Here is a 23,945-nt window from a genome sequence, read left to right as displayed (position 1 = left end):
GTCATTGATTTTTTGTTGTGTAGTTGGCGTTTTTATTGGCAATTTTTGCAACAATTGTTCATTTTGTTCACTATTAATGATTAAATGTTGCATTTGCGCCGCAACATCTCCTTTTCGTCTTGTTGCTTGCCAAAGCCCCTGATTTGTAGCACTATGAATGCCTGCTTCACTTAACCCATGACGCCAGACATGTCTTTCGCCCGCGCTTACTTTTATTTTTACTTTAGCTATTCCAGCCCCACGGCGGTGAAAAGCGGTAAGCGTTCGTAAAAAGACAAAACCGATTTCCTAAAAAACCGCCAGTGATGGCGGTTTTTTTTTGGTCAATTTCCAGCTGAATCATTGCAGTACACCAGGAGAAAAAAATGCCGCGCACTGACGATCTTCGCATCCGAGAAATGAAAGAACTGGTCCCCCCCTCGCATCTCATCCGCGAATTCGCCTGCACTGAAAAGGTCGAGCGCACCACCGCCGAAGCGCGCACTGCGCTGCATCGCATCCTGCACGGCCAGGACGACCGGCTGATGGTCGTCATCGGCCCCTGCTCCATCCACGACACCAAGGCCGCCATGGAGTATGCGCGTCGCCTGGTGGTGGAGCGTGAGCGTCACAAGAACGAGCTGGAAATCGTCATGCGCGTCTATTTCGAGAAGCCGCGCACCACGGTGGGCTGGAAGGGTTTGATCAACGACCCGTACATGGACAACAGCTTCCGCATCAACGACGGCTTGCGTGCGGCCCGTGAGCTGCTGCTGAACATCAACGACCTGGGCCTGCCGGCAGGTACCGAATTCCTGGACGTGATCAGCCCGCAATACATTGCTGACCTGATCAGCTGGGGTGCCATCGGTGCCCGTACCACCGAGTCGCAGGTGCACCGCGAACTGGCGTCTGGCCTGTCCTGCCCGGTGGGCTTCAAGAATGGTACCGACGGCAACGTCAAGATCGCCGTGGATGCCATCAAGGCCGCGTCGCAGCCGCACCACTTCCTGTCGGTGACCAAGGGCGGCCACTCGGCCATCGTCTCCACCGCTGGCAACGAGGATTGCCACATCATCCTGCGCGGCGGCAAGCAGCCCAACTATGATGCGCCCAGCGTGGAAGCCGCCTGCCAGGACATCGCCAAGAGCGGCCTGGCGGCGCGCCTGATGATCGATGCGTCGCACGCCAACAGCTCCAAGAAGCCGGAAAACCAGATCCCGGTCTGCGCCGACATCGGCCGCCAGGTGGCAGCCGGCGACACCCGCATCGTCGGCGTGATGGTGGAATCGCACCTGGTCGCCGGTCGCCAGGACCTGGTGCCGGGCAAGGAGCTGACTTACGGCCAGTCCATCACCGATGGCTGCATCAACTGGGAAGAAAGCCTGCAAGTGTTGCAGGGCCTGGCGGATTCGGTCAAGCAGCGTCGTTTGGTGGGGGATGAGCGGGATGCGGCTTGAGGCTTGTCGTTGAAGAGAGATTGATGCGCCGGTGATTGCTGGCGTGAGGTTGTGAACAAAGCCTTGGTGGGAGCCAGGGCTTTGTTGTTTTGGGTCCGGTATCCTTTGTTCATGACGCTATCCGGTCAATTGCCGACAACATAGCTGGCGAGATACAGCAACGCGGGCATCAATATGAGCGTCAGAAGCTTGCCAATTATCTTTTGTGCCGAAATACCGGGACGTGCGGGCAGATGGCTACCTGCCCACAGCGCCGCCCAGATTGTGAGCAGTCCGGCAAAGAAGAAAGAAGAGGATAGGCCGAGTCTTTTCATTTGATTTCCAAAAATGGAATTCTGGCCCTAGGGCAATGCAGTCTCTCGCGCTACGGTCTTGCAGCTTGGCTCCGTATTGATCGCGACGCCTGAGTTTGCATCGAAGTAGAGGCCGTCATAGTGGTCGCCATTGAAGATCAGGGCATAAATCAAACGACGCTTGAACTGGCCTGTGAGACGAAACGTCGGCCATGTACATGCCGGGTCCTTTTCAAACAACTCATCTTGATATCTGGATAGGTAGGAGTCATTCCCCCTGAACAGAACGAGAACATCCCAGTCCTCGAACCGGTAAGGTGAGTTTTGTCGGTTGCTTTCATCGCGCCCCTCGATCTTTGATATTCCGAATGCTACATAGCATTCACCGCAGGCATAACGCCTATCGAAGACTTGTATCGTTACGTCTGGATTTGACAGCGTGAATGGATAAACGCAGATACCTATGGCACCCAATAGAAGTAACGAGGCGCTGATGAAAGTATGTGCCAGATATTTTTTTCGCATCATTTTTCAAGCTCTTTGTCGCTAAGGTCGCCTTGTTTTTCCGTAATAGAGACCAGTTTTCCGTGCTTGAATATCGCTCTTTCACCGAACCTATAGTCTTGCTCTGGCGCGCGTGTTTTTCCTTCACCTTTGATAACCGGAACAGCATTCTCAATATGGCCGATTACGAATGACATTTCTTTTCCTGCTAAGGCTAGTTTTTCTGAAATATCGGCGGCGATGTTGTCGGCATCGGATGGATTTGCCGCTGTTGCACATCCATGTAGTTCGACTCTCGCATTTTCGGAAAACTTCGAAAACTCTATGTCGTCCACCAGTGCGGAACCTTCCACCCATCCCGCTGCATTGAATATCATTCGGGTTCTTGTGCGGTATAGACTGGAGTTGTGTAGGACCCATCTATTTGCTTCATAAGCTTTTTTCCTAATCCACGAGGAGTCCTTCGGCGGTGGGGGATCTGCGGTAGTTAGGTATAGTGCTTGAGGGCCCCCGTGCGTCCATATGTCGAGAGACTGAATGCTTCCAGTCGTTTGCGAATTGATGATGCTGACAATGTCTTTTGCGACATATATCCGCTTTACCACTAAGATAAATTTGCTTTTGTCCTGAGCTTTATAGTCGCGCAGTACGTTGTTTTTTGCGTGCTCGAAGGTGTAATTGTCTGATGGAGTTGCAGCGCCTCCCCATAGTAACAAACGTACTTTGCGGTCGTGCTTCACCGGCACCGTTGAGCCCTTTTCGTGGTTAGTCTTGACCTTTGCTCCCATCATCCCTCCCGCATTTTTGTTTCTGCATCCTCGCCGAACCAGACGCTCAGTTCCTCAGGATGATAGGTCGCGACTCGTTCACATAAGCCGTTGGCATCGGTGTAGCCGCCGTAAGTAGTTCCGTCCGGTGCCTTGATGTAATACGCCAGATCAGGTATCGGCTCGCCGGTCTTGCCATCGATGGCGCGCACTTGTTCATCCGGGCTTTCTTCTGTGAGATGTTCAGGTCCAAATTTTGGTAGCCAGTCGCCTTGGGTTGTTTGATAGAAATTGGACGCGACTGCTTCACCGCTCGCATTGCCCACGCCATCAACCTCATTGAGCGTGGAAAGCAATGGACACCCGGCACTGGTCTTCATCCCATGAATAACCTGAGCCCGTCCATTGGTGAGCGTAGAGCGAGGAAATCCATCAGCAATGATGCAGTCCTGTCGGCAAGCCACCCGAGCCCCCTGAAAGGCATAAGCCCGCCCATGACTGCGGCAAGTCTGGTCACCCTCAATCACCGTCCCGCCGCAGGCGGCTTTATCGCCATAGCGAATCCAGCCGATGATCTTCATTTCAAACCTCCGTTGGAGGCGGGATATTCCCGCAGCTGCGACGAAGTGATGCCAATGGCGCAAGCGCCTTCTCGACGCGGATTGAGTCGGTCTCGGACTGCGAGGTGCAGCGTTTCGGGTTGCGTGTGTTCCATCTTTGCTCCTTCCGTCAGTTGGCAGCTTGCCCAAACAGCCCATCAGCGCTCGCTTCAAGAGACGCCGATATTTTTGGGTGGAAGGAGTGTAGATTTGGCGGCGCGGAAACCCGCTTGCCCTCAAGCAATCAGCTACGTTTTCTCGAATATCATCGAGCTGGCGCCAAAAACAAACGCCGGCAATAGCCGGCGTTTTTTGTGGAATGCGATGCAGGGGATCAGTCGCGGAAGTTGTTGAACTCCAGCGGAATCTCCTTGATCTCCTTGCGCAGCAGCGCCATGGCCGCCTGCAGGTCGTCGCGCTTGGCGCCGGTGATGCGCACGGCGTCGCCCTGGATGCTGGCTTGGACCTTCATCTTGCTGTCCTTGATGACGCGCACGATCTTCTTGGCGTCGTCGCTTTCGATGCCGTTCTTCACCTTGATGACCTGCTTGACCTTGTCGCCGCCGATCTTCTCGATCTTGCCTTCGTCCAGGAAACGCACATCGACGTTGCGCTTGGTCATCTTGTTGGTCAGCACGTCGCGCACCTGGCTGAGCTGGAAGTCCGAGTCGGCGAATGCAGTCAGTTCACGTTCCTTTTGCTCGACGCGGGCATCGGTGCCCTTGAAGTCGAAACGGGTGGAGATTTCCTTGTTGGCCTGGTCCACGGCGTTCTTGACTTCCACCAGGTTGGCTTCGCAGACGGTATCGAATGAGGGCATGGCTTGTTCCTTATGTTCTTGCAGCCGGCGAAGGCCGGCGTCTGAGCCGTGATTTTAACGGACTGGCGCCCCCGCCGCCATCGCCAGGCCGCTGTCAGCGGATTTGCCCCCGCGTGGGCGATATAATCCCACCCCTATGAGCACTTCTTCACTTCCCGTCCAGCACGACATTTCCCTGCGCACCCTCAATACCTTCGGGATCGAGGCACGGGCCCGTGCCTACCTGCCCGTCACGGATGCCCGGACCCTCCATGCGCTGCGCGAGGATAGCGCCCTGATGGCCCTGCCGCGCCTGGTCCTGGGCGGCGGCAGCAACCTGCTGCTGACACAAGACTTCAGCGGACTGGTGCTGCATATGCAGGGTAGGGGCATAGAGATCACCGGCGAGGATGAAAACTTCATCTACGTGCGCGCCGCCGCCGGCGAGAACTGGCACGCCTTCGTCCAGTGGACGCTGCAACAGGGCCTGGGCGGGCTGGAGAATCTTTCACTTATCCCCGGCAGCGTCGGTGCCGCGCCCATCCAGAACATCGGCGCCTACGGCATCGAGATCAAGGACCGTTTCCACAGCCTGCAAGCCTTCGACTTGGTCAGCGGCGAACTGCTCACCCTCGACCATGAAGCCTGCCGCTTCGGCTACCGCGACAGCATCTTCAAGCAGGAACTGCGCGACCGCGCCGTGGTACTGGCAGTGACATTCGCACTGCCCAAGCACTGGCACGCCAATGCCAACTACGCCGACGTTGCCCAGGCCCTGCAGGAGCGCGGCATCACTGAACCCGGCCCGCGTGACATTGCCGAGGCCGTCATCGCCATCCGTACCCGCAAGCTGCCCGATCCCGCGAAGATCGGCAACGCCGGCAGCTTCTTCAAGAACCCCATCGTGTCGGCCCGTCTGCGCGATACCTTGCTGGCGCAATACAACAACCTGGTCAGCTATCGCGTCGATGACGATCACTACAAGCTCGCCGCCGGCTGGCTGATCGACCGCTGCGGGTGGAAGGGCAAGAGCATCGGGCGTGCAGGGGTATATGAACAACAGGCACTGGTGCTGGTCAACCGGGGCGGCGCGACCGGGGCGGAGGTAGCCAGGCTGGCCAGGGCGATCCAGGAGGATGTGAAGGAAAAGTTCGGCGTGCAGCTGGAGCCGGAACCGGTCTTCATCTGAGCGCACTCCTGTGTGAAGACGTAAAAAAGCCGTCCGGTATCGCTACCGGACGGCTTTTTCATTCAGGCTCGGGATGTATCAGCCGAAGTGGCAGACGTAATCCAGGGTCTCGGTCACTTCGATGTCGAAGCTGGAATTGCCCGGTACGCTGAAGGTGGTGCCGGCAGCGTAGGTATTCCAGGCTTCTTCGCCCTTCAGACGCACGCGGCAGCTGCCGCCGTTGATTTCCATGATTTCCGGTGCGCCGGTGCTGAAGTTCAGCGTCGAGGGCAGGATCACGCCCAGGGTCTTCTTGCTGCCATCGGCCAGCAGCACGGTGTGCGAGACACACTTGCCGTCGAAGTAGACGTTGCCCTTTTTCAGGACGGTGACGTTGTCGAATTGAGTGCTCATCGAATCGCTTCCATTAAACGGTAAAGGTGAATCCAGCTGGAATTACTTTTCGTCCTTGCCCAGCAGCGGCAGCGACACGGCCGTGCTGGAATCGAGCAGACCGGTGTTCTGGTAGATCGACAGCTTCTGGCGGGTGTCGGCGATGTCCAGGTTGCGCATGGTCAACTGGCCGATGCGGTCGATGGCCGAGAAGCTGCCTTCGCCCTTTTCCATGGTCAGGCGTTCCGGGTGGTAGGTCAGGTTGGGCGACTCGGTGTTGAGGATCGAGTAGTCATTGCCGCGACGCAGTTCCACCGTGACTTCGCCGGTGATGGCGCGCGCCACCCAGCGCTGGGCGGTCTCGCGCAGCATGATGGCTTGCGAATCGAACCAGCGGCCTTGATACAGCAGGCGGCCCAGCTTGCGGCCGTTGTCGCGGTACTGTTCGATGGTGTCTTCGTTGTGGATGCCGGTGACCAGGCGCTCGTAGGCGATGAACAGCAGGGCCAGGCCCGGGGCTTCGTAGATGCCGCGGCTCTTGGCTTCGATGATGCGGTTCTCGATCTGGTCGCTCATGCCCAAGCCATGGCGGCCACCGATGCGGTTGGCTTCCAGGATCAGCTCGGTCATGCTGGCGAAGGTCTTGCCGTTCAACGCCACCGGACGGCCTTCTTCGAAGCGCACGGTGACCGTCTCGGCCTTGACTTCCACGTCATCGCGCCAGAACGCCACGCCCATGATGGGCTGCACGATCTTGATGCCGCTGTTGAGGAATTCCAGGTCCTTGGCTTCGTGGGTCGCGCCCAGCATGTTGGAATCGGTCGAGTAGGCCTTTTCCACCGACATCTTGTAGTCGAAGCCGGACTTGATCATGAACTCGGACATTTCCTTGCGGCCGCCCAGTTCGTCGATGAAGGTGCTGTCCAGCCAGGGCTTGTAGATCTTCAGGTTGGGGTTCACCAGCAGGCCGTAGCGATAGAAGCGCTCGATGTCGTTGCCCTTGTAGGTGCTGCCATCGCCCCAGATGTCGACGTTGTCTTCACGCATGGCCGACACCAGCATGGTGCCGGTCACGGCGCGGCCCAGCGGGGTGGTGTTGAAGTAGGTGATGCCGGCGGTGGAGATGTGGAAGGCACCGCTTTGCAGGGCGGCGATACCTTCATTGGCCAGCTGTTCGCGGCAGTCGATCAGGCGCGCCAGTTCGGCACCGTACTGCATGGCCTTCTTGGGGATGGCGTCATAGTCCGGCTCATCCGGCTGGCCCAGGTTGGCGGTGTAGGCGTAGGGGATGGCGCCCTTCTGGCGCATCCAGGTCAGTGCGGCGCTGGTATCGAGGCCGCCGGAGAAGGCGATGCCGACTTTTTGATTGACCGGGACGGATTGCAGGATGTTGGACATGATCTTGACGTTGCGATGATTGAAGTGTTGAGCGTGATTCTTGCAGTAGGGGGCAGGCGGCTTAATCGAAGCGGCCGTGCACCAGGTATTCGAGCAGGGCCTTCTGCACGTGCAGGCGGTTTTCCGCCTCGTCCCAGACCACCGATTGCGGGCCGTCGATCACTTCGGCGGCCACTTCCTCGCCACGGTGCGCGGGCAGGCAGTGCATGAAGAGCGCATCCTTCTTGGCGCGCGCCATCTTGGCCTGGTCCACGATCCAGCCATCGAAGGCCTTCAGGCGGGCATTGTTCTCGGCCTCGTAGCCCATGCTGGTCCACACGTCGGTGGTGACCAGGTCGGCATCCTGGCAGGCATCGGCCGGATCGGCGAAGAAGCTGTAGTGCTTGTTGCCCGGCGAGACCTGGGCCGGATCGATGTCGTAACCCTTGGGGGTGGAGACGTTGACATGGAAGCCAAACACCTCGGCTGCCTGCAGCCAGGAATAGAGCATGTTGTTGGCGTCCCCGACCCAGGCCACGATCTTGCCCTGGATGCTGCCGCGATGCTCGATGTAGGTGAACACATCGGCAAGCACCTGGCAGGGATGCTGCTCGTTGGTCAGGCCGTTGATGACGGGCACGCGCGAATGGGCGGCAAAGCGCTCGATGATTTCCTGGCCGTAGGTGCGGATCATGATCACGTCGCACATGCGCGACATCACCTGGGCCGCATCTTCCACCGGCTCGCCACGGCCAAGCTGGCTGTCGCGGGTGTTGAGGTAGATTGCCGCGCCGCCCATCTGGTGCATGCCAGCCTCAAACGAGAGGCGGGTACGGGTTGAGTTCTTTTCGAACACCATCACCAGGGTACGATCGGCCAGCGTGTGATGGGGCTCGTAATTCTTGAACTTACGTTTGATCACACGGGAACGTTCGATCACGTATTCGTATTCATCAAGCGTAAAGTCGGAAAACTGAAGGTAGTGTTTGATTGCCATAAATAAAAACGGCGGCCAGTGTGGCGCCTGCCGCCGATAGTCGTTAACTCCTTAGATTATAAGGGATTCGGCTCAAAAAGATACCCGCAGTACTTGCCTGAAAGAAACTCCTCGGCATCGGCCTTTTTGCGTCAAAGGTGAAGATCCGCGCACACCACCGCGTGGGCGCCTCGAATTCCTTCTATCCACGTGAAGAAACTTTTCGAAAACCGCATCCAGCTTTTTCGAGGAATGCTCACTAAGTGCGAGCGATCGGCCAAAGTCCCGTTATAAATGAGAATTATTACTATTTAGATGGCTAGAATCCGCAGCTTTCCATTGCCTGAAAGGAATAGCTGTCATGTCGCACACGTCTTCTTTGCCGAGTCGCCTGCGGGGTTTGCAGCGGTCTTGCTGCTCTACCCTTGCTTCACCGCCGAAGCTGCGCACCTTGTCGGCGGCTCTGGTGGCCGCCTTGTTCGCGTTTCCCATACCTTCTTATGCCGCTGATGCGGCAGAAGAAGGCGAGGGGAGCGACGCCGCCCCCCTGCCTGCGATCGAGGTGCGCGGCCAGCGCAGCGTGCAGGATCCGCGTCCTGGTCCCTTGGAGAGCGCTACCCGCACCGCCACCGATGTGCGCGAAGTGCCGCAGACGGTGCAGGCGGTCGATGCTGCCCAAGTCCGGGCTTACGGTGGTCGTGGGCTGGCGGCCGCCTTGGTCGGGGTGCCGGGTGTGTCCAATGTCTCCGATACGCGCTTCGATGCCTTCCGGCTGCGGGGCTTTTCCAATGCGGGCGACACGCTTCTGGACGGCATGCGCGACGATGCGCAATACGTGCGCAGTCTGGGCAACATCGAGCGCATCGAGATCCTCAAGGGCCCGGCCGCCGTCCTTTACGGGCGCGGCAGTGGCGGCGGCGTGATCAACCGCATCAGCAAGCAGCCCACACGGGAAGACTTTGGCCTGGTGTCGGCCACCTGGGGCAGTCGCGGCCAGCTGGGCGCGGCGGTGGAATGGAATCGTCCGCTGGGAGCGCAATGGGCGCTGCGCATCAATGCCGGGCGTGAGCACGAGACGCACTTCCGCCATGAGGTGCGGGGCACGCGCCAATACTTCGCGCCCGCGCTGAAATGGGAGTCCGGCCCTGACAGCTGGCTGCTGCAAGCCGACTACGACGAATACGACCGCATCCCCGATCGCGGCGTACCGGCGCGGGTGACGGCAGTCACGCGCAATGGTACGGCCCGTGCCTATACCTTGCCGGTGGCGTCCGATCGCACCTTCTTCGGTGCGGCCGGACGCGACTTCATTCGTGATACCAGCCTGAACCTGCGCTCCACCCTGATACGCGCCATCGCGCCCGACTGGAGCCTGCGCCAGAAGGTGAGCGTGTTCGATCTCAACAGCGACTTTGACAATACCTTCACCAGCCAACCCTTTGTGAGCGCGGGGCCCGATCTGGGGCGCGTGCAGCGCAGCCGCTTTCAGCAGAACCTGCAGCAGCGCAATGTACAGGTCAATCTGGAAGTGCTGGGCAAGCTCGCCACGGGCGCAGTGCAGCACCAGTTGCTGGCCGGTGCCGAGTACGGCTGGCAAAAGCGCGAGCCCAGGCTGTGGATGGGCTCGGCGCGCCCGGTCTCCCTGACCGACCCGGACCAGCACGACAACGCAGGTTCGCTGCCGCAGCCCTGGCAGATGAACTATCACAAGGTGAAGACGACCGGTTTCTATGCGCAAGACCAGATCGACCTGGGCGCGCGCGTGAAGGGGCTGGTGGGCTTGCGTTGGGATCACTTCGAGGTGGATTCGCGCAGCCGCCTGCTCAAGCTGCGCAGCGAGCGCTCCAGTCATGCACTGAGCCCGCGCATCGGTGCGGTGTGGGAGGCACTGCCCGAGCATCATTTCTACGCTTCCTGGAGCAAGAACTACGCACCGGTCGGTGGCGACGTGATCGGTCTGTCTCCGGGCGCCAAGGGCAATGGCAACGACCTCGGGCCGCAATTCAGCCGCCAGCTCGAAGCCGGCGTCAAGAGCGACTGGCTCCAGCGCAAAATCAGCACCACGCTGGCCTGGTTCGAACTGGAACTCTACAACCGCATCGTGCGCGATCCGGTACAGCCCGACGTATTCAGCCAGACCGGGCTGGAACGCAATCGCGGCATTGAGTTCAGCGTGGCCGGAGAGCTGGCGCGCCACTGGTTCGTGCGCGGTGGCTGGACCTGGCAGAATTCACGCGTCGTCAGGGCCGAGACGCAACTGGCGGGCAAACGCCCGTCAGGGGTGTCGGCGCGCAACGGCAGCCTGTTCGTCGCCTATGCGCCTCCCCAGGGCTGGTTCGGCGAGACCGGCTTAGTCTATGAGGGCGCGCGCTTTGCCGATCGCGAGAACCTGCTCGAACTGCCTGGCTACGCCCGCTGGGACGCCATGCTGGGCTATCGCCTGGCACGGGCCGACTATACGCTGGCGATCACCAACCTGAGCAACCGCCGCTACTATGCCAGCGCCACCGGTGTGTCGCAGATCGCACCGGGCGCACCGCGTGCGCTGGTCTTCACGGCGGCCTACAAGTTCTGAGCGGCAGCAGGATCAGTACAAGGTCTGCGAAGACTCATGCACCAGCTGCGCATACAGCTGGTGCCGCATGCCCGCAATCTCGCCGGCCTGCACCGCCTCCAGCACCGCGCAGCCCGGCTCGTTGAGATGGTGGCAGTTGTAGAAACGGCACTTGCCCAGATACGGCGTGAAGTCGCGGAAGGCGCGTTCCAGCATGCCTTCAGACAGCTGGTACAGCCCGAACTCCTGGAAGCCCGGCGAATCGATGATGCTGGCTTGCTGCTCCATCTGGTATAGCCGGGTGAAGGTAGTGGTGTGCTTGCCGGTATCGAGCGCGGCCGAAATCTCGCGGGTGGCGATATCGGCGTCCGGCACGATCAGGTTGATGATGGAGGACTTGCCCATCCCCGACTGCCCGATCAGGATGGTGCTCTTGCCGGCCAGCAGCGGCATGAAGGCCGCGCGGGTTTCTTCCGGCTGCGCCTTGGCCGAGACTTCGTGCACCGGATAGCCCAGCCGCGCGTAGACCTGCAGGCGCTCGCGCGTCCTCGGCAGCGCTTCGGTGATATCGGTCTTGTTCAGGATCAGGTGCGCCGCCACGCCAGCTGATTCGGCGGCCACCAGCGAACGCGAGACCAGATCATCCGAAAAACTCGGTTCGGTCGCCACCACGATGAAGAGTTGATCCACGTTGGCCGCCAGCAGCTTGGACTTGTACTGGTCCGAGCGATAGAGCAGGGTGCGACGCTCGTCGATGCTCTCCACCACGCCCTGGTCGGCAGAGGTGCGCGCAAGACGAATATGATCGCCCACGGCCACGTCGCTCTTCTTGCCGCGGGTGACACAATTGAGTTTCTGTTCACCTGCCTGCACCAGGTAGTGACGTCCGTGGGCGGCAATGACCAGCCCCGGTTCCAGCTCGGCCTTGCCCGTTGCCGATCCCGCCCGTGCGCTGCGCGCACCTTGCTTGCGGACTCCCATCAGGCCGGTGCACGCTGGGCGAAGATGGCGTCGACCTTGGCCGCGCAGATGAAGTCATTGGCCGACAGACCGCCACGGCCTTGATTGACGCTGTGGGTGTCGAACTTCACGCTGCAACGGTTGTAGGTGACGACCAGTTCCGGATGATGGTCGTCCGCGTGAATGATCCAGGCGATTGCATTGACGAAGGCCAGGGTCTCGTAATAGTTGCCGAAGGCAAAGCTGCGCGCCAGCTTGCCGCCCTCGATCTTCCACTCGGGCAGGGCGGCCAGGTGGCTGGCGATGGCGGCCTCATCCAGTGCCTCGATGGGCTGGATGCAGCGGGAAGCGGCGAGGGTGCTTGCGGTGATGCTCATGGGGTTCTCCTGCGGCGGGCAATGTCATTCATGACGCCCGCCTTGAATACGATGAAAAATTTAGTGATTGCCGCCGGCTGCAGCCATCGCGCCATGCAGATGCTGGATGCGCAGTGACGCCGGCGGATGCGAATCATAGAAGGCCGAGTGCAGCGGATCGGGCGTGAGGGTCGAGGCATTGTCTTCATACAGCTTGACCAGCGCCGAGACCAGGTCCTGTGCATTGGTGTGCTGCGCGGCGAAGGCATCGGCCTCGAACTCGTGCTTGCGCGAGGACAGCGACGACAGCGGCGAGAACAGGAAAGTGAAGATAGGCAGCACCAGCATGAACAGGATCAGCGCCATGGCATCGTTACTGCCCAGCAGCATCGGCTCCACGCCCAGGCCGGTGTAGAACCAGGCCTGGCCCTTCAGATAGCCCAGCAGCGCCAGGAAGGCCAGCGACAGACCGAACATCACCACCACGCGCTTGACGATGTGCTTGAGCTTGAAGTGACCCAGTTCATGGGCCAGCACCGCTTCGATCTCATGCGGGGCCAGGCGCGCCAGCAGGGTATCGAAGAAGACGATGCGCTTGCCCGAACCGAAGCCCGAAAAGTAGGCATTGCCATGCGCGCTGCGCTTGGAACCATCCATCACGAACAGGCCCTTGGAGGCGAAACCGACGCGCTGCATCAGGCCCTCGATGCGGCTGCGCAGGCTGTCATCCTCCAGCGCGGTAAATTTGTTGAACAGCGGCGCGATGAAGCTGGGGTAGATCACCAGCATCAGCAGCTGGAAAGCGCACAGCACGATCCAGGTATAAAACCACCACAGTGCGCCGGCCTTCTCCATCAACACCAGCACCACCCACAGCAGCGGCAGGCCGATCACGGCGCCCAGCAGGGTTTGCTTGATCATGTCGCTGAAGAACAGGCCAGGGGTCATCTTGTTGAAGCCGAAACCGGCCTCCAGCCTGAACTGGCGGTAGTAGTCGAAGGGCAGGTCCACTGCGCCAGAAATGAGGCCGAAGCCGGCCACCAGCGCAATCTGGTACAGCATGCCCGGCCCCCCGGTCCAGCCCAGCAGCAGGCTGGAGAGCCATTGCAGCCCGCCCAGCAGGGTGAAGCCGATCAGGACCGCGGCATTGACCAGCAGCGTCACCAGACCGAACTTGGTGCGCGCAACCGTGTAGTCGGCCGCCTTCTGGTGGGCCGATAGCGGGATCTTTTCCGCGAACTCGGAGGGCACGGCGGCGCGATGGGCGATGACATGGCGAATGTGGCGCGAGGCCAGCCAGAAACGCACGCCCAGGCTGATGGCCAGGAATACGACGAACAAAACCGAAAACGAAAGTGAAGACATGCTGTCCCTGTGCGAAAATGGCGGAAGTTCGAGGCCCAGGCCCGCGATCTGCCCCAGCCGACGCCGGTGGCAGGCTTGCGCGCCGTGCCGTCCGGTCCGATCCGGGCGAGCGAACCCAGCAATGAACCCTGCAGTAGATGGGGCCAGACCCCATCCCGTCAATAAGGAAGAATTATGTCACAAGCCCCCGCCGCGCCTGTCCGTCCCAATGAAATGAACCTGGTCTGGGTCGATATGGAAATGACCGGCCTGGATCCGGACAAGGATCGCATCATCGAAGTGGCCGTGGTGGTTACCGATGCCGAACTGAACGTGCTGGGCGAAGGCCCGGTGCTGGCCATCCACCAGTCCGACGAGCTGCTGGACGGCATGGACGCCTGGAACAAGGGCACCCACGGCCGCTCCGGCCTGATCGACCGCGTCAAGGCCTCCACCGTCACCGAAGCCGACGCCGAACAGCAGATCATCGCCTTCCTGAAGCAATACGTCCCGGCCGGCAAGTCGCCCATGTGCGGCAATTCCATCTGCCAGGATCGCCGCTTCATGGTGCGCGGCATGCCCAAGCTGGAAGAATTCTTCCATTATCGCAACCTGGATGTGTCGACCCTGAAGGAACTCTGCAAGCGCTGGAAGCCCGAAATCGCCACCGGTTTCAAGAAGCGCCAGATGCACACCGCCCTGGCCGATATCCTCGAATCCATCGAAGAACTGAAGTACTACCGCGAGCACTTCATCAAGGAATGATGCAAGGTGGCAGGGTGGCAGGGCGGTTGGCAGAAAAAAACGTCCTGTATGAAGAAACAAGGCGCGCCCGGTATCTGGCGCGCCTTTTTCATGGGGGTGGGTGAATCATTCTTCCGAATCTGCCCCGCAGCATTTCTTGTACTTCTTGCCGCTGCCGCAGGGGCAGGCATCGTTGCGACCGGTCTTGGGCGCATCGCGCTGCACCTGTTCCACCGCCGACTTGCGCTTGGGCGCCCAGTAGCGGTGGATGTGCGGGATGGCAGCTTCGATCTCGATGGCCAGCTTGTGGGTCTTGACCGGGTCGTCGATGAGTCTGGTTTCTTCCTCTTCCAGCTCTTCTGATCCGAGCAGGTAGATCGGACGCATCAGCGGCGCCAGGTTGGAGTGGAAGATTTCATCCCACTGCGCCGCGCGCAACTGGATACCTTCCCAGAAGCCCCAGGCCCAGGCTTCGGCATCCAGCAGCGGTTTGCCTTCGTGCTCGCGCTCGCAGAAGAGCGGTTCATATTCCTTGGGCGCGACCTCGAAGGTGATGGCGATTTCGTTCATGGTGCGCGCGATCAGACTGGTGATGCGCTCGGCTTCCTTGCCATTCTTGAACTTCGGAGTGTCTTCGGGACGGCTGCCCCAGACGCGCGGCAGCCATTCTGCCATCAGCACTTCCTGCGGACCGATGGCCAGCGCCGTCAGGTAGCCGTGCAGGGTGTCCATGGTCATCACATCGTCGGCGCAGCGATCGGAGAGGAGAAAATCGTCGAGTTCGTCGAATTCGGCGTCGGAAAGGGGCTGGTCAAGCTGCATGATGGTTCCAGTGACTGATGCTAAAGGCAGGAGTGTAAAGGCATTGCGCCGGGGGCGCGAGTGTTGTCGGTTGGCGCCCGGCATTCTGATGCGGCGCCCACGCCTGCGGACAGTACAATAGACGGATGAATCCCGCCGCCCCCGCTCCCGATCTGCCCGACGCCACTTCCTTCGCCACGCTCTCGCCCGATACGGTGCTCGATGCCCTCGATGCGCTGGGCTTGTATGGCGACGGTCGCCTGCTGGCCCTGAACAGCTATGAAAACCGCGTCTACCAGGTCGGCATGGAGGACGGCCCGCCGCTGGTGGCCAAGTTTTATCGTCCCTTGCGCTGGAGTGAGGAACAGATCCTCGAAGAACACGCATTTTCGCAGGAGTTGGCCGACGAAGAGGTGCCAGTGGTGCCCGCCATGCGTCTGGACAACGGCGCTACCCTGCATCGCCATGCCGGTTTCCGCTTCGCCGTTTTCCGCCGCCATGGGGGCCGCGCGCCCGAGCTGGACGACGCCGATACCCTGGAGCGCCTGGGGCGCTTCATTGGCCGCATCCATGCGGTCGGCCTGCGCAGTCCTTTCGCTGCCCGCCCCGCGCTGGATATCACCAGCTTCGGCGAAGAACCGCGCGACTGGCTGCTGGCGCATGATTTCATCCCGATGGATGTGGCCACCGCCTGGCGCACCACGGTCCAGCAGGCACTGGACGGCGTGCGTCGCTGCTACGACCGGGCCGGGGCGATCCGCACGCTGCGCCTGCATGGGGATTGCCATGTCGGTAACGTGTTGTGGACCGACGCCGGCCCGCACTTCGTCGATTTCGATGACAGCCGCAGTGGTCCTGCCGTGCAGGACCTGTGGATGCTGCTCTCGGGGGAGCGCCGCGAGATGGTGGGCCAGCTGGCCGACCTGTTGGCGGGATATGAAAGTTTCTGCGAATTCGAGCCGCGCGAGCTGTATCTGATCGAAGCCCTGCGCACCCTGCGCCTGATCCATTATTCCGCCTGGCTGGCGCGGCGCTGGGATGATCCGGCCTTCCCGGTAGCCTTTCCCTGGTTCAATACCCAACGATACTGGCAGGACCGCATCCTGGAGCTGCGCGAACAGATCGCGCTGATGGATGAGCCGCCGCTGTGGCCGGTCTGATCTGGCCGATATGAAGAAAGCAACATGATCATGACGCAAACACCTGTCCGCTGCGGCTGGGTCAACCTGGCCAATCCGCGCTATGTGCAGTATCACGACCACGAATGGGGGGTGCCCTGCCACGATGAAAGGCGCCTCTTCGAGATGCTCAACCTGGAAGGAGCCCAGGCCGGGCTGTCGTGGGAGACCGTGCTCAACAAGCGCGAGAGCTACCGTGCCGCCTTCGACGACTGGGATGCCGAGAAGATCGCCCGTTATGACGAGCGCAAGGTGGCGCAATTGCTGGCCAATCCCGGCATCGTGCGCAACCGCCTGAAGGTGGCGGCCACCATCGGCAATGCGCGTGCCTATCTGCAACTGCGCGAGGAAGTGGGCGGGCTCGACGCCTATCTGTGGGGCAAGGTCGATGGCCAGCCCATCGTCAACCGCTGGGCCTCGCTGGCGGATTGTCCGGCCAAGACCCCGCTGTCGGATGCGATTTCCAAGGAACTGGCCAGGCGCGGTTTCAAGTTTGTCGGTTCCACCATCATCTATGCCTATCTGCAGGGCGTGGGCGTGATCAATGATCACGTGATGGATTGCCATTGTCATGGCCGTTGAGGCCGGGCGTGCTCTGCACCAAAAGGCCAGCCGATGTGCGGCGGCAGGGCGCCGGTTTGGTTTACACTCGCAGCCTGCGATGCAGCAATAGCTTGCACCGTATGGATTCACGAGGCCGTCTGGCGCTGCCAGGCCGGTGGAGTTTGGGAGTAGCATGATTTTCGTCAAATGGTTTGGCTGGTCGGTCCTCTGGCTGCTGCCGCTGCTGCTGCGCACGGTAGCGCGCGCGCTCGGCCGCAAGTCCATCTTCGGCGGGCGCGGTGCCATTCGCCTGTGGTGCGGCAGCCTGCTGCTGCTGGGGGCCAGCAGTGCGGTCGAGTCGCTGGTGCGTTCGCAACTGGTCTCCGGCGATGAAGGACCGGGGGCCGCCCTGTTGGGCGCGGCCCTCATGGATGCGCTGGGCGGCAAGATCAGCCGTGGCATCGCCGCCGTGCTGATGCTGGGTTTGCTGGCGCTGGGATTGAAATGGGTGTTGAGCGCGATGTTCGGTCGCAGCGCCCCTGTGGGGCGCGATGAGCATCCGGAGCTGGACCTCGGGCCGCCGCGCCGCGGCAGCATCGAAAGCGAACGGGTACGCATGAGCGGTCATCACGGCAGTGCCGGCCCATCCCGCAACAGCTTCCCGCCGGGTTCGGAACGCCGGGCACCGCTGCCGCGCGCGCCCTCGTCGGCCGCTGCCAAGCGCGTACCGCCTGCCTCGCCCTTCGCACCGCGTCCCCGTCCGGCGCGCCTGACGCCGGCCCCGGCACCCGAACGTCCGGCCGAGCAAGCGCCGCGCGACGATTGGAAAGTCCCCCTGTCGGCCCTGACCGGCGGCAGCCGCAACGGCCAGGCCACGCCCACCGGCAGCGCGCAGGGCGGCAAGTGGCCCTCGCTCAATGCGCGTCAGGCGGGGCCCGCCGCCAAGCCGCGTCCGGAATCCGAATGGGCCGCCTTCGAAAGCCTGCGTCCGACCGAAGCCATGCTGGCGCGTGCTGCTGCCAGTCGTGCCATCTCCGCGGCCAGTGCCGCAGCCGATGCCAGCCTGTCGCGCGCGGCCACGCCATCCCCGCCGATCCGTCCGATTCCGCCCTCCATTGCGCGCGGCAATCCGGCACCGGCCCAGCCTACCCGCAGCATTCGCATCAGCAGCGTGGGTCGTCCCCCTGAGGCGGGGAGTGCGGCAGACAAGCCAGCCGAGCGCGCCGATGTGGTGCCCACGCGCCTGATGCGTTCGCTGCAGCAGAGCAGCGGCGAGCAGGACACGGCCGCGCTGCTGCCGTCGCAACCGCAACCGCAGTTGCCGCCCATCGTGCCTCTGAGCCCGCAGGGACAGCCGCTGCCCGCTGCGGTTCCAGTGCCGCCGCCGGTCGTCGCTCCCGCCGTGCCGCCCTTCACGGCACCGATGCCCGAACCGCAGGAACCCATCGACCTGGGCACCTTCAACGCTCCCTGGTTCGACATGCTGCCCGACCCGGCGCCCGAACAGCCGCCCATCCAGCCTGCTCCGGCCTTCGCGGTACGCATGCCCGATCCGGGCCCCGCCCATGTGCAAGCGGTCGCGATGGCATCGCAGGGGGGGATCGACGATATCGACGAGCCGCGTGTGGACATCCCGCTGCCCTCGCTGGATCTGCTCGATGAAGTGCCCGAATCGCGCATCGAGGTCGACCCCGAACAATTGCAGGAAACCGGTCGCCTGATCGAGCAGCGTCTGCGCGAATTCAAGGTGCCGGTCACGGTGCTGGGCGCCGAGGCCGGTCCGGTGATCACCCGCTTCGAGGTCGAGCCCGCACAAGGCGTGCGCGGCGCCCAGGTGGTCAACCTGATGAAAGATCTTTCGCGCGCCCTGGGCCTGACGTCCATCCGCGTGGTCGAGACCATTCCCGGCAAGACCTGCATGGGCCTGGAACTGCCCAATGCGCGTCGACAGATGATCAAGCTCTCCGAGATCGTGCATTCGCAGGCTTATCGCAAGTCGGCTTCGCACCTGACCATTGCCATGGGCAAGGACATCACCGGCACGCCCGTGGTGACCGACCTGGCGCGCGCACCGCACATGCTGGTGGCCGGCACCACGGGTTCGGGCAAGTCGGTGGCCATCAATGCGATGATCCTCTCGCTGCTCTACAAGGCCACGCCCGAGGAAGTGCGCCTGATCATGATCGATCCCAAGATGCTGGAACTGTCGATCTACGAAGGCATCCCGCACCTGCTGGCGCCGGTGGTGACCGACATGCGTGAAGCCGCGCATGCGCTGAACTGGGCGGTGGAAGAGATGGAGCGGCGCTACAAGAAGATGTCCAAGCTGGGCGTGCGCAACCTGGCCGGCTACAACCAGAAGCTCGATGAAGCCGCTGCCCGGGGTGAGAAAATCCCCAATCCCTTCAGCTTGACGCCCGACGCGCCCGAGCCGCTGGAAAAACTGCCGACCATCGTCATCGTCATCGACGAACTGGCCGACCTCATGATGGTGGTCGGCAAGAAGGTGGAAGAACTGATTGCGCGTCTGGCACAGAAGGCGCGCGCGGCTGGCATCCACCTGATCCTGGCGACCCAGCGTCCTTCGGTGGACGTCATCACCGGTCTCATCAAGGCCAACATCCCGACTCGCGTGGCCTTCCAGGTCTCCTCCAAGATCGACTCGCGCACCGTGCTGGACCAGATGGGGGCCGAATCCCTGCTGGGCCATGGCGACATGCTGTTCCTGCCGCCGGGCTCGGGCTATCCGCAGCGGGTGCATGGCGCCTTCGTATCGGATGAGGAGGTGCACCGTGTGGTGGAGTACCTGAAGTCCTTCGGTGAGCCGCGCTATATCGAGGAAATCCTGGCCCCGCCGATTTCCGAGGACACGGCCCAGGCCGACATGTTCGCCGGTGGCGAGGGCGGCGATGCAGAATCCGATCCGCTCTACGACGAAGCGGTGGCCTTCGTGCTCAAGACGCGGCGAGCTTCCATCTCCTCGGTGCAGCGGCAATTGCGCATCGGCTACAACCGCGCCGCGCGTCTGGTGGAGCAGATGGAAACGGCCGGTGTACTCTCGGCCATGTCGCGCAATGGCAGCCGCGATATCCTGGTGCCGCCTTCGGGTGGCGGTGGCGAAGAATAATAAGCGTAGCGCCAAAAGAAAATCGGCGGACCCTTGCAGGTCCGCCGATTTTTTTTGATCGCGCAGGGCGATCAGCCCATCAACTCAAGCCGTCACACATCGAGTTGCGTCACCAGCTTGGTATTGATGTAAGCCTCGATGGCCTCGGTGCCGCCTTCGGAACCGTAGCCGCTGTCCTTGACGCCGCCGAAAGGCAGTTCCGGCAGCGCCAGGCCCAGGTGATTGATGGTCAGCATGCCGCTTTCCACGCGCGCGGCCAGGGCGTGCTTGGTGTGGGCCGACTTGGCGAAGGCATAGGCGGCCAGACCGAAGGGCAGGCGGTTGGCTTCGGCGATCACTTCATCGAGGGTCTCGAAGGAATTGATCAGGGCCAGCGGGCCGAAGGGCTCTTCATTCATCACGCGGGCATGCAGTGGCACGTTGGTCAGCACGGTCGGCTGGAAGAAGTAACCCTTGTCACCCATGCGCTTGCCACCGGTACGCAGTTGTGCGCCTTGTGCGACGGCATCGTCGATCAGCGCTTCCAGTGCCGGGATGCGGCGCTTGTTGGCCACCGGACCCATGTTCACGCCGGCTTCCAGTCCATTGCCTACCTTCAGCTGTTCGGCATAGGTCACGAACTTGTCGACGAAGGCATTGAAAACACCCTTCTGCACCAGGAAGCGGGTCGGCGACACGCACACCTGACCAGCATTGCGGAACTTGGAGGTGGCCAGGGTCTTGGCCGCCAGATCCACATCCACATCATCAAACACCATGGCCGGCGCATGACCGCCCAGCTCCATGGTGGCCCGCTTCATGTGCTGGCCGGCCAGTGCTGCCAACTGCTTGCCTACCGGGGTGGAGCCGGTGAAGGAAATCTTCCTGATCACCGGATGCGGGATCAGATATTCCGAGATCTCGGCCGGCACGCCATAGACCAGGTTGATGACGCCTGCCGGAACGCCGGCATCGGCATAGGCGCGGATCAGTTCAGCCGGGGAGGCCGGGGTTTCTTCCGGAGCCTTGACGATGATGGAGCAGCCTGCAGCCAGCGCTGCCGACAGCTTGCGCACCACCTGGTTGATCGGGAAGTTCCACGGAGTGAAGGCGGCCACCGGACCGACCGGCTCCTTGATCACCATCTGGTAGGCACCCGGCACGCGGGCCGGCACCAGGCGGCCGTAGGTGCGGCGGGCTTCCTCGGCGAACCAGTCGATGGTATCGGCTGCGCCCAGGGTTTCCATTTTGGCTTCGCCCAGCGGCTTGCCTTGTTCCATGGTCATCAGGCGCGCCACTTCGTCCACGCGTTCGCGCAGCAGGTCGGCGGCGCGGCGCATGATCTTGGAACGCTCGAAGGCGGACATGTTGCGCCAGGTCTCGAAGCCCTTTTTGGCCGCTTCCAGCGCACGATCCAGGTCGCTGCGGTCAGCGTGGGCAATCTTGCCGATCACTTCTTCGGTCGCCGGGTTGACGACATCGATGGTGCGGCCGGAGGCGCTGGCGGTCCATTCGCCGTTGATGAAAAGCTGTACGTCCTTATACATGGGCAATCCTCGTTCGTCAGGTTGGGGGAGGGCCGGCGCCGCCCGCTCCGGCAACGACGCCGACAACGCAGGGCAGGCGCGATGGCCTGGGGAGAATGCAGACAGACCGGCGCGTGCCGCTCTGGTTCACGGGTGATGTTCACGCGGCAGGGTCATGGGCGATGTTCATGTGCAATGTTCATACGCGATATGCCGCCAGTGAAGACTTTCACCAAGACATCCTTTATACCACGCACACCGTTTTCGCGTTGCTTGCCGGGGCGCCGACAGCGGCTTCCTACAGGGCTGGACGGGCTGCCCACGAAAAGGAACAATCATTACCGCGCATCGGTCACACTGCCACAACAATATGTCAAGCCGAGGTCTCCATGAGCAGCTCTTCCGACCCGTTTCGTCCCGCTTCCCGTGATACTGCAGCCAGCCCTGATCCGGCCGAGGGCGGCGTGCCATCCACTGGTGGCCTGGTAGCCGGTGCACTGCTCAGTGCCGGTGTCGGGTTATGGCTGGGACGCAGGCGCCGCCAGCAGCGTGCCGCAGCCTCATCGCTACCGGGCCAGGCGGCGGGGCAGAGCGTCGCGCACGCCGGGACCGCCTCCCATGGCAGCAGCCACCATGGGCTGCCGGCGGGACTGGAGCGCGCCTTGCGCGTGGTGACCCTGGCCATGCCCCTGATCGCGGCCTGGCGCAAGGGGGCGGCGCGAGCCAGGGCGGCGGCGGCCAAGGGCAACAAGGAAGCGCCACTGCCAGCGGATGCGCCGGCCCGCATCGATATCGTCAAGGCCAGGCTGGAACCGGCGCCCTCCGATTACCTGGACCCGGCCGCCGAGGTCAAGATGATCCGGGGCGGCACGCGCGCCCAGCAGGCCTGGCAGATGACCCTGGCCGCCATCAATGCCTGGATCGATGACTTCGCGCCCAGCATGGGCGCGGCCATCGCCTACTACACCATCTTCTCGATTGCGCCCATGCTGGTGATCGCCATCGCGGTGGCCGGCATGCTGTTCGGCCACGACGCCGCGCAGGGCGAGATCGTCAACCAGATCCGCGACATCGTCGGTACCGAAGGGGCCTTCGCCATTCAGGGTTTGCTGAAGTCGGTGAGCCAGCCGCGCGAGGGCATGATCGCCGCCGGCATTTCGGTGGTGACGCTGGTCATCGGTGCCACGGCCGTGTTTTCCGAACTGCAGAGTGCACTGGACCGCATCTGGCGCATCCCCGCGGTCAAGCGCAAGAGCGGTGTGTGGCAACTGGCGCGTACGCGGCTGCTGTCCTTCGGTCTCATCATCGGTCTGGGCTTCCTGCTGATCATCTCGCTGGTGGTCAGTGCGGCGCTGGCGGCGCTGGGACGCTGGTGGGGCGGTTGGTTCGAGGGCTGGCAACTGTTGCTGCAGATGCTCAACTTCGTGCTGTCCTTCGTGGTGTTCTCCACGCTCTTCTCGATGATCTACAAGTTCATGCCGCGCGTGACCCTGTCCTGGCATGACGTGTGGATCGGTGCCGGGGCCACGACCGTGCTCTTCATCATCGGCAAGTACCTGATCGGCCTGTATCTGGGCAGCACCGGCATGACCTCGGGCTTCGGGGCGGCCGGCTCGTTCGCGCTGCTGCTGCTGTGGATCTACTATTCGGCGCAGATCTTCCTGCTGGGGGCCGAATTCACCTGGATCTACGCCAACAACTTCGGTTCACGTGCCAGGCGCCAGCGGCTGGTCAATACCGTGGAAGATCATCACGTGAGCATCGAGCAGGCGCAGCAGGTGGTGCGATCAGGAGACAACGCGCGCTAAACCGGCAGAAGGGCTGCACTGTCCTCGCTGGCCCAGCGTCGCAGGGTGTCGCCAAAGCCGCCGCGCGCCTTGCTCTGTTGGCGGGTGCTGGTGACCACGCGCACCTGCGCGCTCCAGGCAATGCGGGCGCCGATGCCCTGCAGGGCCTGTACCAGGGCGACATCCTCATGACAGCGCAGCGGTGGAAAACCGCCTGCGCGCACATACGCTTCTGCACTGACGCCGAGATTGGCACCATGGATATGGTCATGGCCGTCCTGGTCGCGATAGTGGCGCGCGAAGCGTTGCTGCACTTCCGGAGGATGATCGTGCCAACTGTCGGGTGTGACCGTGCCACAGACCGCTTCCGCTTTCAGGTGCAGCTGTGCTGCCAGCCAGTCGGGCGAGACCAGGGTATCGGCATCGGTAAAGGCCAGCCAGCGTGCACCCTCGGCAATCAGTGAGCGGGCGCCATGATGGCGCGCCACGCCGACATTGCCGACCTGCAGCGGCAGCAGCCTCACCGGGTGACGGCGCGCGATGGCCTCGGAAGCATCGCTGCAACTGTCGAGCACCACCACGATGCGTACTGCCTCGCCCTGCAGTTGCGCATGCGAAGCGGCCTTGCGCACGGCCCGCAAGCAGGCGTGCAGGGTGGCTTCTTCGTCGTGCGCGGGGATGACGATGCCGATCATGCTCACTCCTTCCAGAATGATGGTGTGCGTGCGATA

The 23,945-nt window shown here is 62.0% G+C and carries 22 protein-coding genes; 8 read left to right on the top strand and 14 right to left on the bottom strand.

The window, feature by feature from the left end:
• Window positions 1–365 precede the first annotated feature (365 nt).
• On the top strand, window positions 366–1,439 hold the full coding sequence (aroG, locus tag HNO82_RS06315; protein WP_008326955.1) for a 3-deoxy-7-phosphoheptulonate synthase AroG: 1,074 nt from the start codon (window positions 366–368) through the stop codon (window positions 1,437–1,439).
• Window positions 1,440–1,564: 125 nt separating this feature from the next.
• On the opposite strand, the gene HNO82_RS06310 is transcribed toward aroG, so the two are convergent.
• The 5 genes from HNO82_RS06310 to HNO82_RS06295 form a co-directional block, all read right to left on the bottom strand.
• Window positions 1,565–1,753 (bottom strand): hypothetical protein, encoded by a 189-nt coding sequence (locus tag HNO82_RS06310; RefSeq protein WP_175343109.1) that lies wholly within the window; start codon window positions 1,751–1,753, stop codon window positions 1,565–1,567.
• A gap of 27 nt (window positions 1,754–1,780) precedes the next feature.
• Complete coding sequence (locus HNO82_RS22090) at window positions 1,781–2,260, bottom strand: hypothetical protein (RefSeq protein WP_217509823.1); 480 nt, start codon at window positions 2,258–2,260, stop codon at window positions 1,781–1,783.
• Window positions 2,257–3,024: a hypothetical protein gene (locus HNO82_RS06305; RefSeq protein WP_249776953.1), complete on the bottom strand. Its 768-nt coding sequence runs from the start codon at window positions 3,022–3,024 to the stop codon at window positions 2,257–2,259. The genes HNO82_RS22090 and HNO82_RS06305 overlap by 4 nt, the downstream gene beginning before the upstream one ends.
• Window positions 3,024–3,584, bottom strand: a complete 561-nt coding sequence (locus tag HNO82_RS06300; protein ID WP_175343107.1) for a PAAR domain-containing protein — start codon at window positions 3,582–3,584, stop codon at window positions 3,024–3,026. Before HNO82_RS06300 ends, HNO82_RS06305 begins: the two co-directional genes overlap by 1 nt.
• A gap of 352 nt (window positions 3,585–3,936) precedes the next feature.
• Window positions 3,937–4,422 (bottom strand): YajQ family cyclic di-GMP-binding protein, encoded by a 486-nt coding sequence (locus HNO82_RS06295; protein ID WP_034333613.1) that lies wholly within the window; start codon window positions 4,420–4,422, stop codon window positions 3,937–3,939.
• Window positions 4,423–4,558: 136 nt separating this feature from the next.
• Between HNO82_RS06295 and murB the strand changes: the two genes are divergently transcribed.
• Window positions 4,559–5,590 carry a UDP-N-acetylmuramate dehydrogenase gene (gene murB / locus HNO82_RS06290; protein WP_008326962.1) on the top strand — a complete coding sequence of 344 codons (1,032 nt, stop codon included), beginning with the start codon at window positions 4,559–4,561 and terminating at the stop codon, window positions 5,588–5,590.
• 78 nt (window positions 5,591–5,668) lie between these two features.
• On the opposite strand, the gene ppnP is transcribed toward murB, so the two are convergent.
• The 3 genes from ppnP to argF form a co-directional block, all read right to left on the bottom strand.
• Complete coding sequence (ppnP, locus tag HNO82_RS06285) at window positions 5,669–5,983, bottom strand: pyrimidine/purine nucleoside phosphorylase (protein ID WP_145606412.1); 315 nt, start codon at window positions 5,981–5,983, stop codon at window positions 5,669–5,671.
• A gap of 42 nt (window positions 5,984–6,025) precedes the next feature.
• Window positions 6,026–7,360 carry an argininosuccinate synthase gene (argG, locus tag HNO82_RS06280; RefSeq protein WP_008326964.1) on the bottom strand — a complete coding sequence of 445 codons (1,335 nt, stop codon included), beginning with the start codon at window positions 7,358–7,360 and terminating at the stop codon, window positions 6,026–6,028.
• A 61-nt stretch (window positions 7,361–7,421) separates the two neighbouring features.
• Window positions 7,422–8,336, bottom strand: a complete 915-nt coding sequence (gene argF, locus HNO82_RS06275) for an ornithine carbamoyltransferase (RefSeq protein ID WP_175343106.1) — start codon at window positions 8,334–8,336, stop codon at window positions 7,422–7,424.
• A 445-nt stretch (window positions 8,337–8,781) separates the two neighbouring features.
• Here argF and HNO82_RS06270 point away from each other — a divergent pair, with 445 nt between their 5' ends.
• Window positions 8,782–10,890: a TonB-dependent siderophore receptor gene (locus HNO82_RS06270; RefSeq protein WP_175343146.1), complete on the top strand. Its 2,109-nt coding sequence runs from the start codon at window positions 8,782–8,784 to the stop codon at window positions 10,888–10,890.
• Between the two features lie 12 nt (window positions 10,891–10,902).
• Here the strand turns inward: HNO82_RS06270 and rsgA are convergent, their stop codons facing one another.
• The 3 genes from rsgA to HNO82_RS06255 are packed head-to-tail and all read right to left on the bottom strand — an operon-like array spanning window position 10,903 to window position 13,550.
• Window positions 10,903–11,850: a ribosome small subunit-dependent GTPase A gene (gene rsgA / locus HNO82_RS06265; RefSeq protein WP_175343105.1), complete on the bottom strand. Its 948-nt coding sequence runs from the start codon at window positions 11,848–11,850 to the stop codon at window positions 10,903–10,905.
• Complete coding sequence (locus HNO82_RS06260; protein ID WP_175343104.1) at window positions 11,850–12,206, bottom strand: 4a-hydroxytetrahydrobiopterin dehydratase; 357 nt, start codon at window positions 12,204–12,206, stop codon at window positions 11,850–11,852. The genes rsgA and HNO82_RS06260 overlap by 1 nt, the downstream gene beginning before the upstream one ends.
• Before the next feature lie 60 nt (window positions 12,207–12,266).
• Complete coding sequence (locus HNO82_RS06255; RefSeq protein ID WP_175343103.1) at window positions 12,267–13,550, bottom strand: M48 family metallopeptidase; 1,284 nt, start codon at window positions 13,548–13,550, stop codon at window positions 12,267–12,269.
• Window positions 13,551–13,724: 174 nt separating this feature from the next.
• Between HNO82_RS06255 and orn the strand changes: the two genes are divergently transcribed.
• Window positions 13,725–14,294, top strand: a complete 570-nt coding sequence (gene orn / locus HNO82_RS06250) for an oligoribonuclease (protein ID WP_008326970.1) — start codon at window positions 13,725–13,727, stop codon at window positions 14,292–14,294.
• Between the two features lie 105 nt (window positions 14,295–14,399).
• Here orn and HNO82_RS06245 read toward each other — a convergent pair whose 3' ends face one another.
• Window positions 14,400–15,095, bottom strand: a complete 696-nt coding sequence (locus HNO82_RS06245; RefSeq protein ID WP_175343102.1) for a UPF0149 family protein — start codon at window positions 15,093–15,095, stop codon at window positions 14,400–14,402.
• 125 nt (window positions 15,096–15,220) lie between these two features.
• Between HNO82_RS06245 and HNO82_RS06240 the strand changes: the two genes are divergently transcribed.
• From HNO82_RS06240 to HNO82_RS06230, 3 genes are all read left to right on the top strand, one after another.
• The gene (locus HNO82_RS06240; protein WP_175343101.1) at window positions 15,221–16,234 is read left to right on the top strand and encodes a serine/threonine protein kinase; all 1,014 of its coding nucleotides are present in this window, start codon (window positions 15,221–15,223) and stop codon (window positions 16,232–16,234) included.
• Window positions 16,235–16,264: 30 nt separating this feature from the next.
• Window positions 16,265–16,834, top strand: coding sequence for a DNA-3-methyladenine glycosylase I (locus HNO82_RS06235; protein ID WP_034350509.1), 570 nt, complete (start codon window positions 16,265–16,267; stop codon window positions 16,832–16,834).
• Window positions 16,835–16,988: 154 nt separating this feature from the next.
• The gene (locus tag HNO82_RS06230) at window positions 16,989–19,922 is read left to right on the top strand and encodes a DNA translocase FtsK (protein WP_175343100.1); all 2,934 of its coding nucleotides are present in this window, start codon (window positions 16,989–16,991) and stop codon (window positions 19,920–19,922) included.
• Between the two features lie 92 nt (window positions 19,923–20,014).
• On the opposite strand, the gene HNO82_RS06225 is transcribed toward HNO82_RS06230, so the two are convergent.
• A complete protein-coding gene (locus HNO82_RS06225; protein ID WP_008326977.1) occupies window positions 20,015–21,448 on the bottom strand; it encodes an NAD-dependent succinate-semialdehyde dehydrogenase in 1,434 nt (477 codons plus the stop codon).
• A 368-nt stretch (window positions 21,449–21,816) separates the two neighbouring features.
• On the opposite strand from HNO82_RS06225, the gene HNO82_RS06220 reads away from it, so the two are divergent.
• Window positions 21,817–23,235 carry a YihY/virulence factor BrkB family protein gene (locus tag HNO82_RS06220; protein WP_175343099.1) on the top strand — a complete coding sequence of 473 codons (1,419 nt, stop codon included), beginning with the start codon at window positions 21,817–21,819 and terminating at the stop codon, window positions 23,233–23,235.
• Here HNO82_RS06220 and HNO82_RS06215 read toward each other — a convergent pair.
• A complete protein-coding gene (locus HNO82_RS06215; RefSeq protein ID WP_175343098.1) occupies window positions 23,232–23,909 on the bottom strand; it encodes a glycosyltransferase family 2 protein in 678 nt (225 codons plus the stop codon). The two genes, HNO82_RS06220 and HNO82_RS06215, sit on opposite strands and share 4 nt — an antisense overlap.
• Window positions 23,910–23,945: the final 36 nt, after the last annotated feature.

This window comes from Herbaspirillum sp. C9C3 (genome assembly GCF_013359625.1).
In the GTDB taxonomy this organism is placed as follows: Bacteria; Pseudomonadota; Gammaproteobacteria; order Burkholderiales; family Burkholderiaceae_D; genus Herbaspirillum.
The sequence above is the reverse complement of the archived record's forward strand: the minus strand, read 5'-3'. Positions and strand labels throughout refer to the sequence as shown.